Consider the following 12,542-nt stretch of genomic DNA (forward strand, 5'->3'; position numbering starts at 1 on the left):
TGTTCTCTCTCACTCCTGTGGGGCGGACTCTGCAAGGGCAGCGGCGCCACCCACGATCTCGGTGATTTCCTGGGTAATGGCAGCCTGACGGGCCTGGTTGGCTTGCCGACTCAGCGACTGGATCAACTGCTCGGCATTGTCGGTGGCTGCCTTCATGGCGCGTTGCCGGCTTGCCAACTCCGAGGCAGCCGATTGCAGCAAGGCGTAATGGATACGGTTCGCGACGTACAAGGGCAGCAACTGATCCAGAACGCTGACCGGATCCGGTTCGAAGTTGTACTCGTGGAAGATCTCCTCATCGGATGTGCCGACTCCAGGATCACCAGCCTCGAGTTCTCCCTCCGGCGTCGCCTTCGGATCGACGACGGCCAGCGGCAACAGTCTCACGACCTTTGGTTTCTGCGTCAGCATCGAGTCAAAGTGGGTGTACACGACGTGGATCTCGTCAACCCCACCTTCCTCGGTCGGACGGAGGAACCCCTCGATCAACGTGTCCGCGATATCGCGAGCCTGTCTATAGGTCGGCGAATCGGAGAAACCACTCCACACGTGCTCGGCCTTGCGACCACGGAACTCGAAGTACTGCACTCCCTTGCGACCACACAGGTAGGTGACGACCTCCTGCTCCGGCCTGAGAGCGGCGTGCAGCTGCTCGGCCGACTTGATCGCGTTCGAGGAATACGCTCCGGCGAGACCGCGATCAGAGGTGACCAACAGCACAGCCGAACGCTTCGGGGCCGGATTGACGGAGGTGAGGGGGTGCTCCTCGTGGGTGTGGGAGGCAACCGCCGACAGGGCTCGCGTCAACTCCAAGGAGTAGGGACTCGCCGCCCTGACGATGTTCTGTGCCTTGACGATCCGAGAGGAGGCGATGAGCTCCATCGCGCGGGTGATCTTCTTCGTCGTCGCGACGGAGTTCCGCCTTTCCCGCAGTTCCCGCAGGTTTGAGGCCACGGCTCAGCCCTTCTTCGCGCGAACGATCTTGACCTGGTCGATCTCCTCGTCGGACATCGGATCGAACTCCTCGTGACCAACCAACATCTTGCCGTCAGAGGTCTTGAATCCCTTCTTGACCTCGTCGAACGCGGCCGCAGCTTCCTTCTGGGCGTCGTCGTCGAACTTACCGGTCTCACGGATCGTGGTGAGCACGTTTCCGTGGCTGCGCAAGTACTCGAGCACATCGCCCTCGAAACGCAGCACGTCGCTGACGGGGACGTCGTCGAACTTGCCAGTGGTGCCGCCCCAAACGCTGATGGTTTGCTCCTCGACCGGGTACGGGGAGAACTGTCCCTGCTTCAGGAGCTCCATCAGCCGGGCGCCACGATCCAACTGACGACGGGAGGTCTCGTCCAGGTCGGAGGCGAACATGGCGAAAGCTTCCATATCCCGGTACTGGGCCAGGGAGATCTTCAGCGTGCCGGACACCGACTTCATGGCCTTGATCTGGGCAGCGCCACCAACTCGGGACACCGAGATACCGACGTCGACAGCCGGACGCTGGTTGGCGTTGAACAAATCCGACTGCAGGAAGATCTGACCGTCGGTGATGGAGATGACGTTCGTCGGGATGAAGGCGGACACGTCGTTGGCCTTGGTCTCAATGATCGGAAGACCGGTCATCGAACCGCCGCCCAGCTCGTCGGACAGCTTCGCGCAACGCTCCAGCAGACGGGAGTGGAGGTAGAAGACGTCACCGGGGTAAGCCTCGCGACCCGGCGGACGACGCAGCAACAGTGACATTGCTCGGTAGGCCTCGGCCTGCTTGGTCAGGTCATCGAACACGATAAGGACGTGCTTGCCCTGATACATCCAGTGCTGTCCGATGGCCGAACCGGCGTACGGAGCGATGTACTTGAAGCCAGCGGGGTCAGACGCCGGGGCGTGAACGATGGTGGTGTACTCCATCGCACCAGCCTTCTCGAGGGCGCCCTTGACCTCGGCCACCGTCGATCCCTTCTGACCGACGGCGACGTAGATGCAGCGAACCTGTTTCTTGGGATCGCCAGACTCCCAGTTGGCCTTCTGGTTGATGATGGTGTCGATCGCAATGGCGGTCTTACCGGTCTTACGGTCGCCAATGATGAGCTGACGCTGACCACGGCCGATCGGGATCATCGAGTCGATTGCCTTGAGACCGGTCTGCAGCGGCTCGCGAACCTCCTGGCGGTCCATGACACCGGCAGCCTGAATCTCCAGGGCACGACGTCCCTCGACATCCTTGATCTCCCCGAGACCGTCCACGGGATTGCCCATCGCGTCGACGACGCGACCGAGATAGCCCTCACCGACCGGCACCGACAGTACTTCGCCAGTACCACGAACAGTCGATCCTTCATCAATACCGTCGGAGTCGCCGAGCACGACCACGCCGACCTGCCGCTCCTCCAGGTTGAGGGCGATGCCCATCGTCCCGTTCTCGAAGCGCAGCAACTCGTTGGCCATGACCGAGGGAAGACCCTCGACGTGGGCGATACCGTCGCCGGACGTGACGACGGTGCCGACCTCCTCACGGGCCGCCGCCTCCGGCTGGTAGTTCTGGACGAAGTTGTCCAGGGCGTCGCGGATCTCCTCCGGACGTATCGTCAGTTCCGCCATTGCGTCTCCTTGTAAGCTCCCCCATCCCGCACCCGAGGTGGGGGTCACGTGTGTCAGCCCAGTTCTCGTCGGGCTTGGTCCAGACGGTGGGCCACCGTCGAATCGATAACCTCGTCACCGAGGTCGATGAGCGCACCACCGAGCGTCGCCGGGTCGACGACCTCGGACAGCTCGATCGGGCTGCCGGTGATCCGTTCCAGTTGCTTCACCATCTCGGCACGCTGTGCGTCAGTCAGCTCACTGGCAGTCGTCACGATGGCCCGTCTCCGCTCGGCCAGTTCGGCGGCAATGTGAAGATAGCCGTCGACGACCTGCTCGAAGGTGTTGTCGGACGACACCACCGCGCGGCGAGCCAGGAGAAGGGTGTCCTCGCTGACTCGATCGCCAATCAGCGTCGTGAGTAACTTCTGTCGATCCTCCACCGAACGGTTCGGATCACCGATCGCCACCTGAAGTGAAGCCTGTCCGCGCACCAGTCGACTGATGTGGAACAGCTCGTCGGCAACCGTGTCAAGACGGTCAGCCTGCCGGGCTCCGCGCAGCACGGCGCGAACCCCCTGGCGCTCCAGCGCACGCGTCAAGGCCGCTGGTGACCGCCATTTGCAGGTGGTGGTCGCGTCCAGTAGTTCCTTGCAATCGGGAGAGACCTTCGACGCGAAGACCGCGTCCACGAGCCCCTGACGAGCCTTGGCCTCAGAACCCGTGTCCGAGACGGCTCGGCACAGACCACGTTCGCGATCCAAGACGTCGACAACCGCGAAGACCTCGCTGGCGAACTCGGCTGTAGCGCCGAGTCGACCTCCAGCTTCATCCAGCTGTCGTGACGCGCTCACCACTGTTGTCATGCCCGATTCACCGTCCGCGAGTCAGAAGCCGAGGGCTCCTCGGCCAGCGAAGAGAGGAAGCGGTCGACGGTCGCCTGGACGCGCTGATCGTCCTGAAGGGACTCCCCCACAATCCGACCGGCAAGAGTCGTGGCCAGACCACCAATCTCAGAGCGCAGTTCTCGCACTGCTTGTTCGCGCTCCGCCTGAATCTGAGCGTTGGCACGCTCAGTGATGCGATTGGCCTCGGCCTGGGCCTTGGCACGCATCTCCTCAACGATCTGTGCGCCTTGGCTCTTGGCGTCCTCGCGAATCTGGGCAGCCTCGTCACGGGCGTTGGCAAGCTGAGCCTGGTACTTCTCCAGAGCAGCCTTGGCCTCCGCCTGAGCCTTCTCGGCCCTCTCGATCCCACCTTGAATCGTCTCGGTGCGCTCCTCGTAGAGCTTCTCGAAACGGGGGACAACCGCCTTGGCGATGAGCCAGGTGAGAAGCAGCAGAAGGATGATGCCGACGATGATCTCGATGGAATGGTGTGGGACGAGTGGCCCCAAATCCATTTCGAGAATGTTCATGCGTCCGGGCTCACTTAACGATGAAGGCGAGCACGAAGCCGAACAGGGCGAGGGCCTCGACCACGGCGAAGCCGATGAATGCCGTCGACATCATGGCCGGGCGAGCCTCAGGCTGACGAGCGGTGCCATTGATGACGGACGCAAAGATCCACGCCACGCCGAGAGCCGGGCCGAGGGTTGCCAGGCCGTAGCCGAGGGAGTTGAGCGAGCCACCGATGAGCATGGGAACCATGGTGTGTCCTTCCGGATTGTGCCCCTTGTGGGGCGTTGTCTTCGTCGCCGGTCGGTTTGACGACGAGGTCTAGGGGGTTGTGCCGTCAGTGTCCTTCGGAGATGGAGGACGCCACGTACTGTGCCGACAGCACGGTGAACACGTAGGCCTGCAGGAAGCCCACGAACAGTTCCAGCGCGAAGAGCGCGAAACTGAGAATCAGGGAGAAACCACCAGCGATGTTGTACATGACGCTGGAGGGGTAGGTGAGAAGGAATCCGCCGCCGACGACAAAGATCATGATGATGAGGTGGCCGGCGAACATGTTGGCGAACAGTCGCAACGACAGGGTCAGCGGACGGGTGATGAAGTTTGACAGGAACTCGAGCGGGATGATGAGCCACCACAGGTACCACGGGACGCCCGGGGGAAGCATCGAGTCCTTGAGGTAACGGATGCCCTTGGTCTTGAAGCCGGCGATAACGTAGACGGACCACGAGACGATCGCGAGACCGTAGACGTACCCGACGTGGGAGAAGGTCGGGAACATGAAGACGAAGAGCTCGCCGAACCAGTTGTTGATGAGGATGAAGCTGAACAGCGCTACCAAGTACGGCAACCAGGGCTCGAACCCATGACCGATGGTGTCACGCACCAGCGCGTTGCGGATGAAGTTGTAGCAGTACTCACCGAAGACCTGGCGCTTGCCGGGAACGACCTTGAGGCCACTGCTCATCCACAGCCAGAAAGCGATGACGATGACGAAGGCGATGATTGCCTGCCAGAACGGTTTGTCCATCCAAGCCGTCCCGAGAGTCCCGTCGAACTCGAAGTCCTCAAGCCCCGGAGTGTGGAACTCCAGGGGAGACACGATCCCGTTCACTGACCCTCCCGGTCGTTGTTCTGTTCAGGCACGGTTCCGTACCGTTTGACAATGAGGTAGACACTCGCCGCGAGACCGACAACCATGCCGACGACGAAGATCCACATCTGGTGGAAGTGGCTGGCCAACAGCCACCCGATGCCACCGTAGAAGAGCATGCCCGCCAGGACGTAGCTCAGGACACCCCAGGCGTCGTCGCTGGAGGACGGCGTGGAGCTGGTGCTCGTTCGCGTCATCGAGTTCGTGCCCATATCCAGGCTGACTTTAGCAGCCATAGGCCTGTCAGTGCTCATCGTCGAGCTCCGTCGGTCCGACGAGTTTCGGCACTGGAGGAATCATGATCCTGCGGGTCTTCATAAATGCGTTGGGGACGTCGTCCGGCGACGACGACACCGACGATCCACGCGAGGGAAACGGCGATGATCGCTGCCGCACACGGGATCGGGAGCAGGCCGGTGCGGTACTGAGCCAGGAGTGAGCCGAGACCACCAAGAACGGCGATCTGGATGATGAAGAGCCCTACTCCCAGGATCCAGGATCCACTGCGGTTCAACAGGTGGACTCCGCGTCCACAGGCCAGAAAGACAACGGCAGCTGCGGTGCCGGCCAGGCCACTGAGAGCGGAAGCCAGATGGGGGGTGACGCCAACCGTCGCCACCGTGGTGGCAAGAAGTCCACATGCTGTGGCCCAGACCAAGCCGTTTCGGTAAATGCGTGACAGCACGTGAGAAGTCACGGGAGCAGGATCGGCCGCAGGAGTATGCCTGGAACCAGCCATGGCGAGACTCGTCATCTCGTCATCCCTCCCCGACGTCATGACCGATGGATCCAGTGATGGTGATTCAGGCCGTCAGAACTCGACAACGCTACGCTGTGAGTCGAGTAATTGGCCCTGTGAGGTTGCCCTCGGTGAGAAACGTAACACATAACGCGTGATGGCGTCGAAATCTCAGGCATCGGCGGCCGGATGCCACGAGTTCGCCATGGTCAGGAGCACGCACATGACGAGCCCCGCAATGACGATGACAACCGCCCACCAGGTCCTCTCCAGGCCGATGAACACCGTCCCGAAGGTCAACACGGTGGTCCACAGATACATCAGCAAGACGGCTCGAATGTGGGAGTGACCATGCTGCAGGAGGCGGTGGTGAAGGTGCTGCTTGTCTGCGACGAAGAACCAGGTTCCCCGCCAAGTCCGCCTAACGTATCCCATGACGAGGTCGAGGACAGGGATCGCGAGCACCATGAGCGGGACGATGATCGGGAGGTAGGCGGGCACCAATCCGCCACCCTGTGCCGTCAAGGCCGTGGAGTCTATCTGCCCGGTGAGGGAGATCGTGGAGGTGGCGAGCAGCAAACCCAGCAGCAAGGCCCCCGAATCCCCCATGAACATTTTCGCGGGATGCCAGTTGTGAGGCAGGAATCCCATACAGGCTCCCGCAGTCGCAGCGGTGATGAGGCTCGTCGTCGTCGCCACCACAAAATCTTGTTCGTGGGCAAGCAGATAGGTGTAGGAGAAGAAGGCGAGAGACCCGATGGCGACGACGCCAGAGGCCAATCCGTCCAGTCCATCGATGAAGTTCACCGCGTTGGCGCACAACACGATGAAGAAGACCGTGACGAGGATCGATGTGGGCGTCCCCAGGGCAATGATCGAGTTGGGCAGCGGGATCCAGAACATTCGGACACCACCTGTGACGACAATTCCGGCCGCCAGCACCTGCCCCGCTGCTTTCGCCAGGGCAGGTAAGTCAAGCAGGTCGTCAAGGACACCCACGGCGCAGATGACCGCCCCAGCGACGCAGATCGTCAGGGCATCGTCAGCCACCAGGAGGTGATGCCCCAGGAAGGGCATGTTTCGTGCCAGCAGGCATGCCAGTGCCACTCCACCGAGCATGGCCACCCCCCCGAAGTAGGGAATCGGCCTGGTGTGCACGTCCCTCGAGCGCACCTTGGCGACAGCCCCCCACCTCAGGGCAGCCTGCCGGCACAGGCTCGACAACAAATAGGTCGTCAGGCCTGATGTCAGCATCACCAGGATGTACTCGCGCATGTTCGCAGGTCAGTTCTCGTCAGTCGGCGTGACTGGGGCCTCGGTGTCCGCAGCAGTCGCGCTCTGAGCGATCTGTTCGGTCTCCTCGGCAGGTACGACGTCATCGGTCGTGGAGGTCGGAGATTCGGCCGCGCCCTCTGGACTGGGCTCGTCCGACGGAATTGTTTCGGCCTTGCGGACGTCCTCCTCAGCGGCCTCATCCTCGGGCCCCTCCATCCCGACGACATCGGGAGCCACCTCATGGATGGCTTCCAAGGACAACGCTCCCTGGCGAACGACCTTGCCGTCAGTGGTCGACACGAAGTCGATGATGGTGGAGGCCTCTCCCACCCGACTCGGGCCGGCATCCAGATACACCGCAACCGTGACGCCGAGCTGATTGGCGGCCTCCTGAGCCGTCAGCGCGGCCGGATGTCCAGACTTGTTCGCACTCGAGACCGCCATCGGGCCCGTCATACGCAACAACTCACGGGTCTGATCCTGGTCGGGAACGCGCACGGCGAGGGTACCGTTGGTCTCCCCCAGATCCATCCCGAGCGACTCCTGAGCACGCAGGATGAGAGTCAGACCACCTGGCCAGTACTTCTCCGCGAGAGCCTCCGCTGCGACCGGAATGTGCTGGCACAAAGCAGGCAAGGCGACCGAATCACTGACGAGGACTGGCGGCGGCATGTCGCGACCGCGTTCCTTGGCGTTGAGAAGACGTTGAACGGCCAAGGAGTCAAGAGCATCAGCGCCGATCCCATAAACGGTGTCGGTCGGCAAGACGATGCACTCGCCGTCGGCGATGGCGTCAGCTGCCTGTTCCAGAGCCTCTTCGTAGGTCGCCGGATTCGCGACGTCGAGTATGAGCGGGGCGATCCCGGTGTCCTCGGTCTCAGCCACGGCCTCGATGGGCTCGGACTGACCGTCGGTGTCGGTCGACTCAACGTCAGTGTCTTCCGTCAGCTCATTGTCCTCGACCGTCATCTGGTCAGTCTCATCCATATCATACATCCTTGCACCGTCGTCGAGCCGTGACGAACCTCGGCCTACCTGCGAGATCATCATGGTCCTTGATCTCGTCCCACTGTGCCGTCATTGCCATGCACCCGGTCACGGCCTCGCGCTGAGTGTCGTCGTGCTCCATCACGAACAGACCCCCCGGCACGAGTAGCTGTGCGGCGCGGTCGATGAGACGACGCGGAAGGTCCAACCCGTCATCCCCGGAGAACAGCGCGAGGTCGGGTTCGTGGTCCGTGACGTCAGTAGGCATGACTGGGGCATCGACACGTCGCAGATACGGCGGGTTGGTGACGACGACATCGAAGCGACGCCCATCATCAGGGGCCTCGAGGGCATCCCCGGCAAGAACCTCCACCCCGGTATCGGCAAGGTTCCGATGAGTCCACACCAAGGCAGCCTCGTCGAGCTCGACCGCGCTGACACGAGCTCCTGGTACCTCGCTGGCGATCGCGAGCGCGATGGCGCCGGTGCCCGCACACAGATCAATGACGCTCGGAGCAGACCCCGCCATGACGAGACGCCGTGCCTCGTCGACGGCGCATTCGGCCACCAATTCGGTTTCCAGCCGAGGAATGAAGACTCCTGGGCCCACGTCCAGGCGCAGACCGCGGAACCAGGCATGCCCGACGATGTACTGAGTCGGTTCCCCGGATCGACGTCGCTCCACCATCTCGTTGAACCGATCCTCATCATGAGGGCTCACACTCGACACGAAGATGAGTTTGGCCGGTTGGACGTCGAGGGCCTCGCACAGCAGCATCCGTGCGTCAGCAGCTGGGGTCTCGATACCTCCGCTGGTCAGCTGCCGGGTGGCTCGTGCCAGGAGAAGTGAGGGGCTGGGATCCGTCATGATGCTTCCTGCCCATCACGACGATCAGCCATCCGTCGGCTCACCTCGTCTGCGTGGAGGGCGTCGAGGACCTCGCCGAGATCACCCGCGAGGACCTGGTCAAGTTTGCGGGACTTGTAGCCGATGCGGTGATCGGTGAGCCGATTCTCCGGAAAGTTGTAGGTACGCACCCGCGCCGAGCGGTCGACGGTACGGATCTGGTCCCGACGCATCCGATCGTTCTCGTCGGCAGCTTGCTGGGCAGCCAGTGCGGCAACCTTGGCGCGCAGCATCCGCATGGCCTCGGCCTTGTTCTGCAACTGGCTGCGTTCATTCTGACAGCTGGCAACGATGCCGGTCGGAAGGTGGGTGAGCCGAACTGCGGAATCGGTGGTGTTGACCCCCTGGCCGCCGGGGCCTGACGAACGGTACACGTCGACGCGGACGTCGGCAGGATCAATGTCCACCTCGGTCTCGTCGACGTCAGGCATGACGAGGACACCGACCGCCGAGGTGTGAATACGTCCAGCGGATTCCGTCACCGGTACCCGCTGAACCCGGTGAACACCGCCCTCGTGCTTGAGATAACCGTAAGCCGGGCGTGACGGAACCCCCTCGACGGCAACGACGACGGAGCGATAACCACCGAGATCGGTCAGCTCGCTGGTGAGTTCACGAATCGACCAGCCAACCCTCTCGGCATAGCGGATGTACATCCGTAGCAGGTCGCCGGCGAACAGGGCGGACTCCTCGCCACCCTCGCCGGAATGGATCTCGACCAGGGCGTCCTCCTGGTCAAGGGGATCCGAGGGAGCCAGCAGCTCGGTCAGTTCACCGTTGACAGTCTTGAGCTGGTTTCGTAGCGCGTCGGCCTCCTGCGCGAAGGCGGGATCCTCGTCAGCGAGGTCCTCTGCAGCCTGGATGTCTGCTGCCAGTTGGTCGACGCGGTCGGCCACCGACACGACGTGGCGCAGGCGCGAATGGCGTTTGCCCAATCGTCGCATCGCAACCGGATCGGACAGCACCCGTGGGTCGGCGAGCTGGATCTCGATCTCCCGCAGATGACGACGAACCTCGTCAACCGCTTGCTGCGTCGATTCGCTCATGACCCTCCTGGCCAACCGTGTCGGGACCACACGAGCCCCCTGAAAAGACCATGACGCCGAGCATCAGCCCGGCGTCATGGTGATACGTCATTGATGGACGACGTCAGTTCTTCTTACCGTAGCGGCGCTCGAACCGGGCGACGCGGCCGCCGGTGTCGAGGATCTTCTGCTTACCGGTGTAGAACGGGTGGCACTTCGAGCAGACATCGGCATTAAGGGTGCCGGACTTCGAGGTGCTGTGGGTGGTGAAGGTGTTCCCACAGGTGCATACCACGGTCGTCTCGTGGTATTCGGGATGAATTCCCTGCTTCATACGTGATCTCCTTAATCAAACGTGCCCCGGGTCGCCCGACTGATCATGCGGACGTGAACCGGAACCGGCGTTCGACGATACACCGAACGGCCGGCACCGGTCCACCTGACGACGTCAGTCCTGGCTGGGAGTCGTCTTGGAGATCGTGTAGAGGAACTCGACGTTGGTCTGAGTCTTGCGCAGCCTCGAGAGCATCATCTCGAGGGCCTGGGAATCTTCCAGGCCGGAGAGAACGCGTCGCAGCTTCCACATGATCGCGGTCTCCTCGCGCGAGAGCAGCAGTTCCTCGCGACGGGTACCCGATGCGTCGACGTCGATGGCCGGGAAGAGCCTCTTGTTGGCGAACTCACGGCGCAGACGCAACTCCATGTTGCCGGTGCCCTTGAACTCCTCGAAGATGACTTCATCCATCTTGGATCCGGTCTCGACGAGCGCGGTGGCGAGAATCGTCAGGGAGCCGCCGTGCTCAATGTTTCGGGCGGCACCGAAGAACTTCTTGGGCGGGTAGAGAGCCGCGGAGTCGACACCGCCGGAGAGGATTCGCCCCGAAGCAGGGGCAGCCAGGTTGTACGCACGTCCCAGACGGGTGATTCCGTCCAGCAGGATGACGACGTCGTGGCCGAGCTCCACCAGACGCTTGGCCCGCTCAATGGCCAACTCGGACAACTGGGTGTGGTCGTCGGCAGGACGGTCAAAGGTCGACGCGATGACCTCACCACTGACGGTGCGCTGGAAGTCGGTGACCTCCTCGGGACGCTCGTCGACCAGCACCACCATGAGGTGAACCTCAGGATTGTTCTTGGTGATCGAGTTCGCGATCGACTGCATGATCATCGTCTTGCCAGCCTTCGGAGGCGAGACGATGAGGCCACGCTGTCCCTTGCCGATCGGGCTGACCAGGTCGATGATGCGGCCGGTCATGTTCTTGGGATCATCCTCGAGGCGCAGACGTTCCTGCGGGTACAGCGGGGTGAGCTTGGAGAACTCGGGACGCTGCTTCATCTGCTCAGGATCCGCGCCGTTGACCTGCTCGATCTTGACCAGGGGTGCGAACTTCTCACGCCGCTCCCCCTCGCGGTGTGCACGCATTTGACCGACAATGACGTCGCCCTTGCGCAGCCCATGGCGACGGACCATGGCCATCGAGACATAGGCATCGTTCGAGCCAGGCAGGTATCCCGAGGTGCGCACGAAAGCGTACTGGTCACGAATGTCGAGAATGCCGGAGCAAGGCACGAGGACGTCATCCTCGCGGAGATTCGGCTCGGAATCGGAGTAACGCTCGTTGGAACGCTTGCGACGATTCTGTCGATCGCGCTGACGGCGGCGGCGTGAGCGGCGACCACCATTGCCATATTCCGAGGAGCGGCCGTAATCGTCGTCAGAATCATGGTTCGAGTCATTGCTGTTGCGGTCACGCTGGCTGCTGCGATTCAGTTGGGGACGCTCGCCATTCTTCCCGCGGGACAGTGCCTCCAACCGGGCACCAACCTCGTCGTTGACATTGTCGCCGGAATTGCTGTTGGAATTCTCCCGGGAGGTGTTGCGAGCCCGACGACGCGGCGAGTCTCCTCTACCGCCACGGTCGCTATCGTCACGGTGCGGACGGTCGTTGGTGCCGTCCTCCCCACGCTGACCCCCGTCTTCCTGCGCCGGCACCTTGTCGGCACGCTTCTGCACTTCTGCGGCATCGAGAAGGTCACCGACCGACGGAGTCCTTTCGCCCTCAGAGGAGCGCGACTCGGGATCAGCCGAGCCCTTGTCGCGGCGACGACGAGTGCGCTGCGGACGGGCATCATCACCCTCACCGGAAGTGTGGGGCGCTTGACCACCATCACGACGAGGGCCGGATTTCCCAGTTCCTGGGTATCCCCCCTCAGAGATGGCGGCCACGAGGTCAGCCTTGCGCATACTGCGAGCACCCTTGATACCCATCTGGATGGCGATGGATCGAAGCTCGGGCAGTAACTTCGCGGACAGATCCGAGGATCCACCCGGCTGTGAGGTTTGAGTCACGTAAGTCCCTTCGAACTGCCCCGGCCGGTGCAACTTCCGGCGGGCGAGATTTCATCGGGCCTGCCGTCGGAATCGACAATGGGTCGGGCGGCTGACACCACGGGGATCCGAGATGATCTGCTGAGAGAGACTCTC

13 protein-coding genes and 1 pseudogene are annotated in these 12,542 nt (G+C 62.4%); all 14 read right to left on the reverse strand.

Annotated features, from left to right (window positions below; translation table 11 throughout):
- Positions 1-9: 9 nt before the first annotated feature.
- Positions 10-954 carry a F0F1 ATP synthase subunit gamma gene (locus AC6I1W_RS09270; protein ID WP_270237278.1) on the reverse strand — a complete coding sequence of 315 codons (945 nt, stop codon included), beginning with the start codon at positions 952-954 and terminating at the stop codon, positions 10-12.
- 3 nt (positions 955-957) lie between these two features.
- Entirely contained in the window at positions 958-2,595 is a 1,638-nt protein-coding gene (atpA, locus tag AC6I1W_RS09275; RefSeq protein ID WP_270237281.1) for a F0F1 ATP synthase subunit alpha, read from the reverse strand.
- A 53-nt stretch (positions 2,596-2,648) separates the two neighbouring features.
- A complete protein-coding gene (locus AC6I1W_RS09280) occupies positions 2,649-3,440 on the reverse strand; it encodes a F0F1 ATP synthase subunit delta (protein WP_270237283.1) in 792 nt (263 codons plus the stop codon).
- Entirely contained in the window at positions 3,437-3,991 is a 555-nt protein-coding gene (locus AC6I1W_RS09285; RefSeq protein WP_004811192.1) for a F0F1 ATP synthase subunit B, read from the reverse strand. The genes AC6I1W_RS09280 and AC6I1W_RS09285 overlap by 4 nt, the downstream gene beginning before the upstream one ends.
- A 10-nt stretch (positions 3,992-4,001) precedes the next feature.
- The gene (gene atpE, locus AC6I1W_RS09290; protein WP_004811190.1) at positions 4,002-4,223 is read right to left on the reverse strand and encodes an ATP synthase F0 subunit C; all 222 of its coding nucleotides are present in this window, start codon (positions 4,221-4,223) and stop codon (positions 4,002-4,004) included.
- Between the two features lie 85 nt (positions 4,224-4,308).
- Complete coding sequence (gene atpB / locus AC6I1W_RS09295) at positions 4,309-5,085, reverse strand: F0F1 ATP synthase subunit A (protein WP_270237285.1); 777 nt, start codon at positions 5,083-5,085, stop codon at positions 4,309-4,311.
- A complete protein-coding gene (locus AC6I1W_RS09300) occupies positions 5,082-5,360 on the reverse strand; it encodes a hypothetical protein (protein ID WP_015582632.1) in 279 nt (92 codons plus the stop codon). The genes atpB and AC6I1W_RS09300 overlap by 4 nt, the downstream gene beginning before the upstream one ends.
- A gap of 14 nt (positions 5,361-5,374) precedes the next feature.
- Positions 5,375-5,878 carry a cyanate permease gene (locus AC6I1W_RS09305; protein ID WP_249361210.1) on the reverse strand — a complete coding sequence of 168 codons (504 nt, stop codon included), beginning with the start codon at positions 5,876-5,878 and terminating at the stop codon, positions 5,375-5,377.
- A 156-nt stretch (positions 5,879-6,034) separates the two neighbouring features.
- Positions 6,035-7,138: an MraY family glycosyltransferase gene (locus tag AC6I1W_RS09310; protein ID WP_117189134.1), complete on the reverse strand. Its 1,104-nt coding sequence runs from the start codon at positions 7,136-7,138 to the stop codon at positions 6,035-6,037.
- Positions 7,139-7,341: 203 nt separating this feature from the next.
- Positions 7,342-8,125 (reverse strand): annotated as a pseudogene (locus AC6I1W_RS09315) (L-threonylcarbamoyladenylate synthase); the annotation flags it as partial.
- Position 8,126: 1 nt separating this feature from the next.
- Entirely contained in the window at positions 8,127-8,993 is an 867-nt protein-coding gene (gene prmC / locus AC6I1W_RS09320) for a peptide chain release factor N(5)-glutamine methyltransferase (RefSeq protein ID WP_016667726.1), read from the reverse strand.
- Complete coding sequence (gene prfA, locus AC6I1W_RS09325; RefSeq protein WP_065672813.1) at positions 8,990-10,078, reverse strand: peptide chain release factor 1; 1,089 nt, start codon at positions 10,076-10,078, stop codon at positions 8,990-8,992. The genes prmC and prfA overlap by 4 nt, the downstream gene beginning before the upstream one ends.
- A gap of 103 nt (positions 10,079-10,181) precedes the next feature.
- Entirely contained in the window at positions 10,182-10,391 is a 210-nt protein-coding gene (gene rpmE / locus AC6I1W_RS09330) for a 50S ribosomal protein L31 (RefSeq protein ID WP_004811173.1), read from the reverse strand.
- 114 nt (positions 10,392-10,505) lie between these two features.
- Positions 10,506-12,407, reverse strand: coding sequence for a transcription termination factor Rho (rho, locus tag AC6I1W_RS09335; protein ID WP_117189140.1), 1,902 nt, complete (start codon positions 12,405-12,407; stop codon positions 10,506-10,508).
- Positions 12,408-12,542 lie beyond the last annotated feature (135 nt).

Source organism: Cutibacterium sp. KB22876, from assembly GCF_059728865.1.